The sequence below is a fragment of the Streptococcus sp. 29896 genome (genome assembly GCF_032594915.1).
GTDB classification, from domain to species: Bacteria; Bacillota; Bacilli; order Lactobacillales; family Streptococcaceae; genus Streptococcus; species Streptococcus suivaginalis.
Map to the genome: position 1 here is coordinate 151501 of NZ_CP118733.1, position 14145 is coordinate 165645.

A 14145-nucleotide genomic window follows, 5' to 3' on the forward strand; every position below is an offset into this window, starting at 1 on the left:
CCTCCTAATCTACTGTCAGCAAGGCGACTACTTCCTGTTCAAAGTCAGGGTCGTGGAGTTTGTCGCTTGGAACTGCCTGCAATTCTTGGTGATGGAGCAAAACAATCTCGTCACAGAGATCCTGAGCCAGTTGTAAGATATGGGTGGAAAATATAATGACGGAATCCTTCTTAGCCTCCCGAATTAGCTGCTTAAACTCGTGGGCAGCCACAGGGTCAAATGAAGTCAGGGGCTCATCCAAGAGAAGGACAGGTGGCTGGACAATCAAAGACAGAAGTAACTGGACCTTGTTCTGCATACCGTGGGAAAAATCCTTGAGCAGACGGTGCTGGTCTTCTTCTCCGATGCCGACCAAGTTTAGCCATTCTTCTGGACTGCGAGGAGATTTGAGTTTATCCTTGTGAATGTCCATATAGAAACGGACAAACTCATAGGCCGTCATAAAAGCAGGTAATTGTGGATAGGTCTGGGTAAAACCGATGTCCATATTATCGTAGTCAAATGTTTCTTCGCCTTTTACAAACTGAATCGAGCCACTATCCAAGGTCAGATTACGGGCAATGCAGTTAAACAAGGTTGTCTTACCAGCCCCGTTGCGTCCTAGCAAGCCGTAAATCTTGCCTTGTTCAAATTGAAAACTGGCATCCTCTAGAATAATCTTGTGATCAAATTTTTTAGAAATAGAAGAAAGTTTCAGTTGCATAGCCAATCTCCTTTTGTTATATTGTTATAAATATATCATACAGAAAAGAACAAAAAAATTCAAGCATAATTTTGCTTGAATGTTGTGGTTTTTAATCTATTAATAATGTAAACTTCCTGCCACCCAGCCAGTTGCAAGACAGTAGGTAATGTTAAAGCCACCGGTGTGTGCGTTGATGTCCAAGACTTCACCGGCAAAGTGAAGGCCAGGAATTTTCTTGCTTTCCAAGGTTTTTGGATTGATTTCCTTGAGGTCAACGCCACCCTTGGTCACAAAGGATTTGGCTAGGGACATCTTGCCTGTAATCTTGATAGGTAAGGCTTTGAGGAGGGTGACCAGTTCAGTCAGGTCCTTTTGAGAAACTTGTTTGACCTTGCCCTCATAATCTTCAGCGAAAAAGTCTGCTAGGCGGTCTGGCATGAGTTCTCGCAGGGCATTCTTGACGGATTTTTCCCTGTTGGCTTCTAAATGTTCAAATAAATCCTGTTCAGAATGGATTGGCAGAGCATCGAGAAATGCGGTTTCGCCGCCTTTGACAAAACTGGACAAGCGAAGGGCAGCGGGTCCCGACAGGCCAAAGTGGGTAAAGAGCAGGTCGTGGGTGATGACGTGCTTGCCGTAGGTCAGAGTGACGTCGTCCAGGGAAATGCCTTGGAGCTTCTTGTGGGGGAAGTCGGTCAGAACGGGGCTCTCAGCGGCCTCAATCTCCGTGACTTCCAGTTTGAAGTGGCGGGCAATGTCGTGACCAAAGCCAGTCGAGCCAGTGGAAGGATAGGTCTTGCCACCAGTGGTGACAATCAGCTGGGGAGCTGTAAAGGTCTCCTCGCTGGTCTTGACATGGAAGAGGTCGTCAATCTTGCGGACGGAAACCACCTCAGTTCCTGTGCGGATGTCCACGCCATTTTCCAGCATCTTCATTTCCAGGCACTTGATAATGGTTTGGGAACGGTCGGTGGTCGGAAAGACACGGCCGTGGTCCTCCACTTTGAGCTTGACCCCGTTTTCCTGAAAGAAATTCATGATGTCATGGTTGTCAAACTGAGAAAAGACGCTGTATAGAAAGCGGCCATTTCCAGGAATGCCAGCTAGCAGGTCTTCCAAGGTGCCGTTGTTGGTCACATTGCAACGTCCGCCACCTGTACCAGACAGTTTCTTGCCCAAACGCTTGTTTTTTTCGAGGAGCAGGGTCTTCTTGCCGTAAAAACTAGAAGAAATAGCGGCCATCATGCCGGCTGGCCCCGCTCCGATAATAATGGTATCTACTGTATTCATAGCTTTATTGTAACACAAATTCAGGAAAGTTTTTCAAAATGAAGGCTCCTCCTTGACTTTGTCCACCTTTCCTGTTAGAGTAGGCAGGTAGATTAGTTTTTGAGTTTTGTTTGTGTTTCACCTGCTTTACCCTTTCTAGTTTTACAAATCTAGAGAAAGGAAGTAGTGACATGGCACAAGGAACAGTAAAATGGTTCAACGCTGAGAAGGGCTTCGGCTTCATCGCTCAGGAAAACGGACCAGATGTATTTGCACACTTTTCAGAAATTCAAACCAATGGTTTTAAATCATTGGATGAAGGTCAAAAAGTGACTTTTGATGTGACAGAAGGTCAACGTGGCCCTCAGGCAAGCAACATCGTCAAACTGTAAAAAATTGCCCTCCTTTGGAGGGCTTTTTCCTTATTCGTTTTGGTAAATTTGACAGCAAACTCCTCTTGTGGTAATATTTTAATGATACAGACAAATGAGAAAATGAACATATAATTGAGGAAATTATGGGAATTGAGAAAACGGTCAGCGAATTAGCTGAGATCTTAGGAGTTAGCCGACAGGCCATGAATAACCGTGTGAAATCTTTGCCAGAGGAATACGTGGAAAAAAATGACAAGGGTGTCACAGTTGTCAATCGCGCTGGTTTGGTGAAACTTGAAGAAATCTACAAGACAACGATTTTTGAAGATGAGCCAGTCAGTGACGAAGTCCGCCAACGCGAGATTTTAGAGATTCGGATTGATGAAAAAAATGATGAAATCATCCGACTCTACGATCAAATCTTGGCCAAGGACAAGCAGATTGCAGAAAAAGATGAGCAGTTGCGAATTAAGGATGTCCAAATTGCAGAGAAAGACAAGCAATTAGACCAGCAACAGCAACTCACCTTGAAAGCCATGGCAGACAAGGACGTATTAAAATTAGAATTGGAAGAAGCCAAGGCACACGTAGAAGAAGTCAAAGCGAAAGGCTTTTTCGCAAGATTGTTTGGTAAATAAAAAGGTCCGGTGGACCTTTTTATCATGAGCTTGAAATTTAGAAAGCGAATCAGGTCCAGTGGACCTTTTTATCATGAGCTTGAAATTTAGAAAGCGAATTAAGGTCCGGGGGACCTTTTTATCATGAGCTTGAAATTTAGAAAGCGAATTAAGGTCCAGTGGACCTTTTTATCATGAGCTTGAAAATTAGAAAGCGAATCAGGTCTGGGGGAGTGAAACAGTCTGGGGCTAGACTGTTTCAGCCCGAGCCCAGAAACCGGAGAGCGAGGTTCAGTCTGGGGCTAGACTGTTTCAGCCCGAGCCCAGAAACCGGAGAGCGAGGTTCAGTCAGGGGCTCGACTGTTTCAGCCTGAGCCCAGAAACCGGAGAGCGAGGTTCAGTCTGGGGCTAGACTGTTTCAGCTCGAGCCCAGAAACCGGAGAGCGAGGTTCAGTCTGGGGCTAGACTGTTTCAGCCTGAGCCCAGAAACCGGAAAGCGAGGTTCAGTCTGGGACTAGATTGTTTCAGCCTGAGGTTGGAAATGCGAAAAAATCAAGTTCCAAATTAGGAACTTGATTTTTTCTTTTGTTCTAGCCATTCCTCTCGTATGATTCCATATTTGACGGAATCGTAGTAGTGACCTTGCCAATAGCGGACTTTTCGAATCTGGGCTTCCTTGGTCATGCCTAGCTTTTCAGCGGCACGCATCATGCCAGGATTGCCGGACCAGGTTGTGAGACCAATGTGTTCTAAATCGCGAAATTGGTCAAAAATCATGTTGAGCCAAATTTTGAGGGCAGTTGTCCCATACCCTTTTCCCCAGATACTGTCGTCATGGATTTCGATCCCGACTTCTAGCCAGCGTGTTGGCTGGCATTCCCAGTAATAGCTTACAAAGCCAATCGGCTGGTCATCCAGGAGAATGGCTCTAACGGCCTCTTTTTGTAACCACTGGTAGAGTGGGGCTGCTTGAAAGTCTTCAAAGCGAGCATAAGCATGGTAGTCATCAAAATAGGGAGCTGCAAATTCCTTCCAGCGTGGAGCAGCTTGGCGATAGCCGATTTCCCACAAGCGATGGAGTCGATCAGTTGTAAATGGCTGTAGAGTGATAGTTGGCATCTTGTGCTTCCTCACAACAAAAGCGTGACTAGTAGTATTCTCCTTGGCGGTAATCCCAAGAGTTGAAATGATCAGAAAGATTCATCATGATTTTATCGATGTCCAATCCCTTGCGAATCACGACTGGACAAGGGCTGATAGAGCGGCTGGCAGGACCTTGTTCTGGAATAAGTTTACCATCCTTATCAACCATGGACACCATAACCCCTTGCTCATAGCGGGTTTCAATCGTTTTATCAGGTTGGATTGAAGCGACATAGTCATCCGCCTCAATCACCAAGTCAACCTTAGAAGCGATGCGCTCGCCAATTCCTTCTACCTTGCCACGATTTCCCTTGCCAGATGGGTTAGCAGAAGAAGCATAGACCATACGTCCCTCTTTTTCCCACATTTCCTTGGCGATTTGCTCACCAGCTACACCAAACTTGATGACAAAGCAAGAGGTTTTGCGAGTATCGGTCATCAATTCCTCACGCCCATCTCCATAGGCTTGGAGCCTTTCGTAGGCTTCTGGCTTCCACGGAAGGATACAGCCTAGCAGGATATCCTGATCCCAGTGGGTTTGGTAGAAAGCATCAATCTCAGGAGTCAACTGGGCCAATTCACGCAACTCTTCCATACTACCACAGAGAACGACACCTGGTTTATTGCGCTTGCGCTCTTTTGCGTCAAACTTGCGTTCCAAACCGGCCTTATCTGCGGTCATGATGATGTAGCCTACCTTAGTCGGGCAAACGATAACGCCGCCTTCCCCTTTGATAATATCAAGGCCTTCTTGTGAAAGTTGGCCATCCCAATGAATTTGTTTTGTCATAAATTGGCTCCTTTTAAATTGTCAGATAATTCAATTATATCAGAATTTTGCAAAAAAACAAGTTGTTTCACAAAGAAGGTCTTGCAAAAGCATTTGAATTGTGGGAAACTAGATTCATGAAACGAATAAGACGAGAATTTCAGAAAATTTATTACAATCTAGACAAGATCCTCCTCCTCTTTGCCTCCTCCTTTGCTTTTATGGAATTTATATGGATTCCCTTAAATTCTTGGTTGGCAGAAGCGCTTCTGAGTTTGACAGGTCACGCCTATCTATCACCGACCAATGCTCTGGCAGTTTTTTCAGAAAATGGCTTTGTAACTCTCTTGTTCCTCCTCTTGTTTGTTGCCAATATCTTCGTGGCTTACTTGGAGCTGGCCCTTTTGTTTACAGGAGTCTGGCAGTTACTGGATCAAAATGTGAAGCACCTACCTGATTATCTGCGGGATGTGGGCAGGAGTATGTTGGCGATTTTGCGACATATCAGCCTTCCAAAATTGATTTTCCTGCTCTTTTATGCCGTCATATTATTGCCTTTTTTGAGGCGGCTTCTGAATATCTATTATTTTAACAAGCTGGTCATTCCTGAGTTTGTCGTCGATTACTTGACCAATATCTTGCTGGTCAGCCTCTTCTTTTTGTTAGCCCTCCTGGTCTTTTTCTGGTTGGCATCTAGACTGATGTATGCCATTCCAAAGGTTTACTTTGAGCACCGAAGTGTGAAAGAGTCCATTCGCTATTCTTGGGACAAGACAAGTGGTCGGAATCAGGTAGGACATTTCTTTTCCTTGATTGGCATTATCTTACAATCGACCTTGCTCTTTTTCTTGAGTGGTCTTTGTTTCTATACTGTTCAGGTCTTGGTGGAACGATTTGTTCCGGGTTTGGCCTATCCGATGGTCATAGTCCATTATGTCTTGCTGCGGTTGGCTTTTTACAGTGCCATTGCCTTGTTTATGACCAAGTTTGTGACCTTGGTGACAGGCAAACATTTGCCGAGCTATCGTCGTAAGCGCCTACGTCACCGACTTCGTCTGGCAATTGTTGCAACAGCGAGTCTTTATTATGGGATTCAAGGGGCGGTGACCTTTTATTATCCGTTGGAAACCTTGCCTATCACGATTTCCCACAGGGGTGTTGACAATGCGAACGGAGTGCAAAATACCCTAGACTCCTTGGAAAAGACTGCCCAATTATCACCTGATTTTGTTGAGATGGATATTCAGGAAACCAAGGATCTTGAGTTTGTCGTTATGCACGATACAGACCTTCAGGCCCTCACAGGCAATCCAGGAGGGACCCATGATTACACTCTAGCAGAATTGACTAAGATGACAGCTTCAGAAAACGGCATGTCCAGTCCGGTTCCTTCTTTCGATGCTTACTTGGACAAGGCAGATCAGCTGGGGCAGAAACTGCTAGTAGAAATCAAGGTAACAGACCAAGATTCCCCTGATTTGACTAAAACTTTCCTAGAAAAATACGGGCAACGCCTACTAGACAAGGGGCACCAGATTCAGTCGCTGGATTATCAAACCATTATCGAGGTAAAGGAATACGATGAAGCCCTTGTTTCTTTCTTTATCTTGCCCTTTAACTCGATTTATCCACAGACCCTTGCGGATGGTTATACTATGGAATATTCTTCTTTGGACCAAAACTTTATGGTCAAGTCCTGGCTGCATGGAAAATCTGTCTATGCTTGGACCCCTAACGATGAAGAAACCATGACTCAAATGATCTTGTTGCAAGTGGATGGGATTATCACCGACCAGCTGGCTGTAATGCAAGACTTGATGAAGAACTTTCAGGAGAATACTTCTTATAGTGACCTTTTCCTGGTTCAATTCCAAAAACTCCTCTACCAATTTGAAGGGTAACAAGAAAAAAACGGACGACTGTCCGTTTTTTCTTGTTATTTAGAATGGTAATTTTCCTGCAAAGGCACCGAGAGTTTTTTTGGTTGCTTGGTCTGCCAAGTCTAAGGCTTGATTGACAGCTTGGACAGTCATATCCTGCAAGGTTTCGAGGTCCTCAGGGTCCACGACCTCTGGTTTAAAGCTGACAGCTACCAATTTTTTATCCCCTGTAACCGTAGCAGAAACGAGTTCTTGGGCAGAGTGACCTGTGAATTCCATGGCAGCCAATTCCGCCTGGCTCTTTTCCATTTGTTTCTGCAGTTTTTGTGCCTGTTTCATCATTTGTTGCATATTCATCATTTTCATGTCCTCCTAAATGCTAATACTGTATTATACCATTTTTCCTGTCAGGGGGAAATAGACGCTTTTTGAATACAATATATCAACCTATTTTCTATTGACCTTTACTGGTGGGCGTAGTATAATAAAAGAAAAACTGGTTATAACCAGCAAAGGAGGAGCTATGTTTCGTTTAGCTAAAGAAGAATTGGAGAGACTGGGCGCTAGCATTACAGTGCCAGAAATTTTCCAACAACCTGGTTTATGGAAGGAGGCGCATGAACTATATCAAGGGCAACTAGAGGCTATTGAGCGTTTTATCGGAGCGATCAAAGAACGTCATGATTTTGTCCATGTTATTTTTGCAGGTGCAGGGACATCTGATTTTGTTGGTCAGTCCATTGCCAACTACTTAAACCAAGTCAATGATTTGAAATCGATTCGTTTCACAACAGTTGGGACAGTTGAATTGGTGAGCAGACCCTATGACTACTTGCAAGCTGACCTTCCAACGATTTTGGTTTCTTTTGCGCGCAGCGGAAATTCACCTGAAAGTGTGGCGGCAGTAGAAGTTGCCAAACAAATCGTTGATAAACTTTATCAAGTGACTATTACCTGTGCTCCAGAGGGCAAATTGGCGCAGGCAGCTGCAGGTGATGAAGAAAATCTCCTGCTCTTGCAACCTGCGGGTTCAAACGATAAGGGCTTTGCAATGACAGGTTCATACTCTTGCATGGCCCTAACTGCTCTACTTGTCTTCTCGCCAGCTAGCCAAGAAGAGAAAGCTGCTTGGGTGGAGACGATTGTTAGATTGGGACAAGATGTCTTGGACCGTGAAGACTATGTGGAAGAATTGGTCGGTCAAGACTTTGAACGGGTTATTTATCTTGGTGCCGGTGGTTTCTACGGTGTGGCGCATGAAGCTCAGCTGAAGATTTTGGAGTTAACAGCTGGTAAGATTGCCACCATGTATGAATCACCACTTGGCTTCCGTCATGGACCAAAGTCTCTTATTAATGAAAAAACGGTTGTCATCGTGTTCACATCCAACGATCCATACACCCGTCAATACGATGTTGATTTGATCAATGAGGTGTACGGTGATGGCATTGTTACGCGTATCGTGGCTCTATCTGCGAGCCAATTGGAAGGTACAGAAGCAGCTAACTTTGTCTTGGCTTCTGGCGGAGAAAATCTACCAGATGTCTTCTTGACTTTCCCATATATCCTTTTTGCCCAAACTTTCTCCGTGATGGCAGCTCTCAAGTGCAAAAACTTGCCAGATACACCATCACCAACTGGCACAGTCAACCGTGTCGTACAGGGAGTTATCATTCACCCACTGCCATAAGCGTGCCAAAAGAGCTTCCATAAGAGGAAGCTCTTTTTTAATATGGCAAATGAAGGCTAGACTGCTCCAAATCAATCGAAATGGTCCAGTCGCTACTATCTCGAACAGTACACTCAAAGTCAGTGGTGTAGAGAATCAGCTCCAAGACATCGCCTTTTTTCAGCTGATAAATGGTCGGCTGCAGTTTCCAGCTCAGATCCATCCATTGGTCTGGCACCACTTCCTCGACAGTCATCAGGTCGATGCGGTTCTGCAGGTTCATAAAGCCCTTGGTTACCAAGCGTTGCGGCATCTCCACATAAGGCAACTCCACCAGATTTTCTTGGGCATGGTAGCGGCCGTTGTCCAGGCTCAACCGCGTTTTCGGTGCTGGAATCGGGGCTAGGCGTTTTTTATTTTCCTTGTCCAATAGCTGAGCAGATAAGAGGCCTTTGGCTACACTAGAAGCTACACGGAGTTTCAGCGTGACCTGTCCATTGAGCAGGAGGTCCTCCGTTACAGGCAGTTCGATGCTGACTTGGTTGGCCTTGCCTGCATAGAGGTCTTGGTGGAAACTTGGGTAAGATTTGCCGTAGCGGTCAAAATCTTCTTGGGCATACTGATTGGAAATGGTCTGGCTTCCAGTACCTAGTGGCAAGACAGCCTCGTTTTCGCCGCCAAAGGTGTCCAAGGTCGTCCAAGTCTGCTCACCGCTGTTGTCCTGCCAGATGACCGTTGGCAGTTGGTAGTTACTCTCGTAGCCCAGCAGTTTTTGACTGAGCAGGGCGTTCATGGACTCGCGGAAGTCGATAGACTGCCAGTTGTTCATATACACGTGGGCACCGTTGTGGAAGAAGAGGTGCTTTTTGATCTGGCTTGGTAGGGCATGAAACATATTCCAGACGTGAATCGGCTTGACATTCCAGTCCTGTGAGCCGTGTGTAAAGACCACCTCGCACTTGACCTTGTCAGCGTGGAGCAGATAATTGCGATCATGCCAGTATTGATTATAGTCGCCGCTGGTGCGGTCCAGGGCAACACGTTCTGCCGCCAGTCCTTTTTCGTAGACTGCTTTATTGCGGAGGAAGTCCCCTGCTTGCAGACTCTTGGAGTAGGTCAAGGCGGTCAAGCTGTCCAGATCCTCGCCAGGATAGCCGCCAGGGCTGGTCACCAGCCCGTTTTCACGGTAGTAGTCGTACCAAGAGGAAATACCTGCTTCTGCGATAACGACTTCCAATCCGTCCACGCCAGTTGTTGCCAAGGCATTGGACATGGTACCGAGATAAGATAGTCCTGTCGTCGCCACCTTACCATTGGCCCAATCGACCTTGACCTCAAGCGAGCGAGTATGGTCTGTGTAGGCCTTGGTGCGACCGTTCAGCCAGTCAATCACCGCTTTATAGCCCTCCACCTGTTGGTAGTCGCCAGATGTCATGTAGCCCGTCGAGCCCAGCGTTCCGACACCAGACACATGGAGGCTGGCAAAGCCGCGAGCGAGGAAGTAGTCATTGAGGGAGTAAGAAGTGATGTGCCCCAGTTTTTCAGTAGCAGGGCTGACAGGCAGGTCCCGCTGGTCCAAGTCTAGCTTGATGATGCTGGCCTGCTTGACTTGAATGGTACCAGCAGTTTTCTGTGCTAACTCGCCTTCCATCTTATGCAGGGCCTTATCGCTGGCTACATCGTTCACTCCTTGATGATAGGGACTGTTGGTAATCACCGCAGGGATTTTCCCGTCAAAGTGAGGACGGAGAATGGAAACCTTGACTATGTCAGTCTGTCCAGTCCCCGCCGTATCAACAGGTGTTTCGACATAGACCACCTCACGAATAAGGTTTTTAGTCGAAAAGGTTGCCAAGGATTTGCCATTGAAGAAGTGGTAGCGATTGTCCTCTGGGATTAGGTCGTCGCTGACCAGCTGGTCAATCAAGGTGTTTCCAGACTTGGTGCGGGTATTGAGCAGCTGGTAGAGGTTGTCGATAACGTCTCCATAAACAATAGGAAACTGGCTGGACTTGCGGAATTCCTCCACATCTGTATAATCTACACCAGGCACGAAGCCTAGCAACTGAAAGGCCACTTGATAGAAGATCTGGTCTGTCAGCTCACGGTCAGATTGGAAGAAGGTCAAGAGATCTGTCTCCCAATCCGCAATCATGTTGGATAGGGCAAAGTCGGTGTTTGCTGTCAGGAACTGGCACTTTCTGACAAAGGTTTCGAGAGTGACCTTAGGACAAACTTGAGAATCCAGAGTAAAGCCAATCTGGTGGAGTTCCTCAATCATCTGACCCAGGGGGCTTGTAATGTAGGAATAGGCATTAAAACGCATACATGTTCCTTTCTTGTATAAATCCTTTACTTTAGAGACCATTGTTGATAGAATGGTCCTTACTTCGTTTTCACGCTACTGTTAGCATAAAGAAAGTAGCGAGGCTTGTCAAGTATCGTTTGTGTGGAAAATTGGAACTTGTTCAAACCTGGGACAGATTTGCCAAAATGAGGTCAAAAAGTTAGAAAAAACGGAAGTCGATTTTTATATATTATTTGTAAAATTCGACATTTTCCATTACAATAGTATGGTATAGTATTGAGGAGTATGAGATGTTACGAGACAAGCATGTAGTCCCTGTTTTGCGTGTTAATAACCGGGCTATCAATCAAGAATTTATCGAGAAAAATTTGGGTTTGAAGACCCTATTAGAAGATGGACCATTTGCTGATTTTTCAAGCCACCAATCAAAAGAATTGGTCTTGAGTTTGATGGAATCACCTAGTGCCCGTACCCATCAGGTTAAGGGCTTGAAAAAACTGGCTCTTCTAGTGCTGAAAGTGGCACAGGTAGAAGAGGTTGAAGCGCTTTTGGCTACCGGTGCCTCTTATTCAACATTGTATAAAGGAAAACGTGGCCTTGCTTTTGAATGTCTATCACCAGAAGGAGACCGCTTCTTGATTCATGGCGAAGAGAGCCGTGAGGATTTGGTTGAAATACTGGCTCCCTATCCTTTTGCTTCTAAAGAAGGCTTTGTAGGTTTCAGTCAGGCTTTGGTAGAGGAGGTTGTACTGCGAACTCCTGATCAGGTAGCTAGTCAAGCCTTTTACCAAAAACTGTTGGGAGATCAGGAGCTTGTTCGTTTCGAACAGGCAGAGGGTGATGATTTGCAGACACCAGCTGAGGAAGTTTGGGATTTAGATAGCTTGCGTTTTGCGGTGAGACAGGACTTCGACTGGGCTCCCCTGGAAGCAGTTTTGTCAGCTGGATATTTCAAGGACAAGCGTGAGCGTTTTATTCAGACAAGGGACCTAAGTGGCATTGAATTGTGGTTTGAAAAATGAGACAAGCAATTTTAGACAAGATTTCAGAGCAGATTGGGCAAGGAGTCTATCCTGGTGCCAGTCTGGCTCTTTTTTCTAAGGGCCAGTGGAAGGAGTACTATCTAGGGACCCAGGATGGCCATACGCCAGTTGGGGCAGGTTTGACCTATGATTTGGCGTCTGTTTCCAAGGTGGTTGGAGTAGGGACTCTTGCGACTTTTCTGGTTAATAGCGGAGCTTTGGAGCTAGATCGGACCTTGCAGTCCTATTATCCAGCCTTTCAGAATAGTAAGGTTACCATTCGGCAATTATTGACCCATACTAGTGGTATCGATCCCTTCATTCCCAATCGGGATAGTCTGGACGCCGACCAGCTCAAGGAAGCGATTTTGAAGATTACCGTAACGGATAAGAAAGATTTCCTCTACACTGACATTAATTTTCTCTTGCTGGGCTTTTTGTTGGAGGAACTGGGTAGAGACAGTCTAGACCAGCTGATTAGTCGAGACGTTCTAGAGCCCTTTGGTATGTTCCAAACCTCCTTTGGACCAGTCAGTCAGGCGGTGCCGACGGTGCGTGGCGTCAAGGCAGGTGTGGTGCATGATCCTAAGGCGCGTGTTTTGGGGCTTCATGCAGGGAGTGCAGGCCTCTTTTCGACGGTCAGGGATTTGGAAATCTTTTTGGAGCGCTATCTAACTGAGAATTTTGCTGCAGATTTGACTCAGGACTATGGCTTTGATGACAAGCGCAAGCGGTCGTTGGCCTGGGATAAGAAGGGTGATTGGTTGTCCCACACGGGCTATACGGGAACCTTTATCATGTACAATCGTCCCTTGCAACAGGCCGCGATTTTCCTCTCCAACCGGACCTTTGACAAGGATGAGCGAGCTCAGTGGAAGTTGGATCGAAACCAAGTTATGGCTCTGATTCGTCAGGTCTTGGAGGGAGAGGGACAATGAGATATGTGCTATTGCTGAGAGGGATCAATGTTGGCGGTCGTAATAAGGTTGTGATGGCTGAATTGCGTCAAGCAGTGGCAGATTTGGGCTGTGTCAATGTTGAAACCTACATCAACAGCGGCAATCTCTTCTTTGATACGGAAAAGGAGCTAGAGGAGATTGTGGCGGACTTTCACGACTTCTTTGCTAGTCACTATCCCTTTGTTGAAGCATTCTCTCTTTTGAGTGCTGAGGATTATGCGACAGAAGTAGGGCAGCTCCCTACTTGGTGGGAGGATGGCATGGCTCGGAAGGATGTCCTGTTCTATACAGATAGGAGCCAGAAGACTCTGATTGAAGACTGGGTGAGCCAGCTGGACTTGGGAGAGGAGATTGTTCATTGTGGGCAAAAGGCTCTTTACTGGGGCAAATATGATGAGGATTCCTATCTGCAAACAGCTTATCACAAGAAGCTTGCCCATCAGGTTTTCTACAAGAGTTTAACCATCCGCAATCACAAGACCTTTGTCAAATTGGCGGAGTTTTTGGAAAAATAAAGAAGAAAATGAAGGGAAACGACTTGTGACTGTTTTCCTTTTTCACATTCCTGACATCAAATTGTCATCAGTTTTCAATTTGCTTGAGATTTTAGCGTGATAGAGTGGAAGAGAAGTAAAGGAGAGATTCTATGAAACAAAAAATGAGCCTCTGCAGTCTTCTCTTGGGAACAGGTTTGATTTCGGGGTTGACTGCTCAAGCAGCGGAATACCAGGTTCAGGCAGGCGATTCCTTTTCGTCCATTGCTGCGGCACACCAGATGGATATGTATCAATTGGCGGAAGCCAATCAGATGACCATCTATGATCTTTTATTGCCTGGACAGGTCTTACAGGTTGCAGATAACTGGGTAGCTAGTCCGTCTGCCAGTCAGGAGACAAGCTATACAGTTCAATATGGTGACAGCCTATCTGCTATTGCAGCCAAGTTTGGAATGGACATGTACCAACTTGCCCAACTCAATAGAATGGATATTTATGGCTTGTTGTTGCCTGGTCAAGTCTTGACAGTGACAGCCACCGCTCAACAAGTGCAAACAGCTACCTCAGATTACTACCTGCCAGGCTTTACCTATGAAGCAGGTATCAATTACCCTGTGGGTCAATGTACCTGGGCTGTGCAGAAATTAACTGGCTGGGCAGGTGACTGGTGGGGCAATGCTGCAGATTGGGCTCGTAATGCTGCTGCGCAAGGGTTCCTTGTTGGAAGTCAGCCTCAGGTTGGATCGATTGTGGTTTGGGATGATGGTGGTTATGGTCACGTTGCCTACGTGACAGAAGTGAATCAGTGGGGGCAAATCCAGGTTTTGGAAGCCAACTATAACGGTCAGCAATGGATTGACAACTATCGTGGATGGTTTACACCGACAGTATACCAGGGAAGTGTTTCCTACATTTATCCTCCAGCTTATTAGTAAAAAAGAACACTCATTAGG

At 46.0% G+C, this 14145-nt stretch carries 14 protein-coding genes; 8 read left to right on the plus strand and 6 right to left on the minus strand.

Going from position 1 to position 14145, the window contains the following annotated elements:
* Window positions 1–4 precede the first annotated feature (4 nt).
* Together PXH68_RS00855 and PXH68_RS00860 are read right to left on the minus strand one after the other, a co-directional pair.
* Entirely contained in the window at window positions 5–703 is a 699-nt protein-coding gene (locus PXH68_RS00855; RefSeq protein WP_248028535.1) for an ABC transporter ATP-binding protein, read from the minus strand.
* A gap of 99 nt (window positions 704–802) precedes the next feature.
* Window positions 803–1975 (minus strand): BaiN/RdsA family NAD(P)/FAD-dependent oxidoreductase, encoded by a 1173-nt coding sequence (locus PXH68_RS00860; protein ID WP_248028536.1) that lies wholly within the window; start codon window positions 1973–1975, stop codon window positions 803–805.
* Window positions 1976–2145: 170 nt separating this feature from the next.
* Here PXH68_RS00860 and PXH68_RS00865 point away from each other — a divergent pair, with 170 nt between their 5' ends.
* Together PXH68_RS00865 and PXH68_RS00870 are read left to right on the plus strand one after the other, a co-directional pair.
* Entirely contained in the window at window positions 2146–2346 is a 201-nt protein-coding gene (locus tag PXH68_RS00865; RefSeq protein ID WP_105122269.1) for a cold-shock protein, read from the plus strand.
* A gap of 125 nt (window positions 2347–2471) precedes the next feature.
* Window positions 2472–2966, plus strand: coding sequence for a DUF536 domain-containing protein (locus tag PXH68_RS00870; RefSeq protein ID WP_158456022.1), 495 nt, complete (start codon window positions 2472–2474; stop codon window positions 2964–2966).
* A gap of 543 nt (window positions 2967–3509) precedes the next feature.
* Here the strand turns inward: PXH68_RS00870 and PXH68_RS00875 are convergent.
* Together PXH68_RS00875 and PXH68_RS00880 are read right to left on the minus strand one after the other, a co-directional pair.
* Window positions 3510–4064 (minus strand): GNAT family N-acetyltransferase, encoded by a 555-nt coding sequence (locus PXH68_RS00875; RefSeq protein WP_248028537.1) that lies wholly within the window; start codon window positions 4062–4064, stop codon window positions 3510–3512.
* Window positions 4065–4092: 28 nt separating this feature from the next.
* Window positions 4093–4878, minus strand: coding sequence for an L-threonylcarbamoyladenylate synthase (locus PXH68_RS00880; RefSeq protein ID WP_248028538.1), 786 nt, complete (start codon window positions 4876–4878; stop codon window positions 4093–4095).
* Window positions 4879–4994: 116 nt separating this feature from the next.
* Here PXH68_RS00880 and PXH68_RS00885 point away from each other — a divergent pair, with 116 nt between their 5' ends.
* Complete coding sequence (locus PXH68_RS00885) at window positions 4995–6758, plus strand: glycerophosphoryl diester phosphodiesterase membrane domain-containing protein (protein WP_248028539.1); 1764 nt, start codon at window positions 4995–4997, stop codon at window positions 6756–6758.
* A gap of 39 nt (window positions 6759–6797) precedes the next feature.
* Here PXH68_RS00885 and PXH68_RS00890 read toward each other — a convergent pair whose 3' ends face one another.
* Window positions 6798–7097, minus strand: coding sequence for a YbaB/EbfC family nucleoid-associated protein (locus PXH68_RS00890; RefSeq protein ID WP_158456014.1), 300 nt, complete (start codon window positions 7095–7097; stop codon window positions 6798–6800).
* 163 nt (window positions 7098–7260) lie between these two features.
* On the opposite strand from PXH68_RS00890, the gene PXH68_RS00895 reads away from it, so the two are divergent.
* Window positions 7261–8427 carry an SIS domain-containing protein gene (locus tag PXH68_RS00895; protein ID WP_248028540.1) on the plus strand — a complete coding sequence of 389 codons (1167 nt, stop codon included), beginning with the start codon at window positions 7261–7263 and terminating at the stop codon, window positions 8425–8427.
* A gap of 37 nt (window positions 8428–8464) precedes the next feature.
* On the opposite strand, the gene PXH68_RS00900 is transcribed toward PXH68_RS00895, so the two are convergent.
* Window positions 8465–10732, minus strand: a complete 2268-nt coding sequence (locus PXH68_RS00900; RefSeq protein ID WP_248028541.1) for a Xaa-Pro dipeptidyl-peptidase — start codon at window positions 10730–10732, stop codon at window positions 8465–8467.
* A gap of 272 nt (window positions 10733–11004) precedes the next feature.
* Between PXH68_RS00900 and PXH68_RS00905 the strand changes: the two genes are divergently transcribed.
* The 4 genes from PXH68_RS00905 to PXH68_RS00920 all read left to right on the plus strand — a co-directional run bounded on the left by PXH68_RS00905 (window position 11005) and on the right by PXH68_RS00920 (window position 14124).
* Entirely contained in the window at window positions 11005–11736 is a 732-nt protein-coding gene (locus tag PXH68_RS00905) for a CppA family protein (protein WP_248028542.1), read from the plus strand.
* Window positions 11733–12674, plus strand: coding sequence for a serine hydrolase domain-containing protein (locus PXH68_RS00910; protein WP_248028543.1), 942 nt, complete (start codon window positions 11733–11735; stop codon window positions 12672–12674). Before PXH68_RS00905 ends, PXH68_RS00910 begins: the two co-directional genes overlap by 4 nt.
* Window positions 12671–13210: a DUF1697 domain-containing protein gene (locus PXH68_RS00915; protein ID WP_248028544.1), complete on the plus strand. Its 540-nt coding sequence runs from the start codon at window positions 12671–12673 to the stop codon at window positions 13208–13210. Before PXH68_RS00910 ends, PXH68_RS00915 begins: the two co-directional genes overlap by 4 nt.
* A gap of 314 nt (window positions 13211–13524) precedes the next feature.
* Window positions 13525–14124, plus strand: a complete 600-nt coding sequence (locus PXH68_RS00920) for a CHAP domain-containing protein (RefSeq protein ID WP_398582972.1) — start codon at window positions 13525–13527, stop codon at window positions 14122–14124.
* Window positions 14125–14145 lie beyond the last annotated feature (21 nt).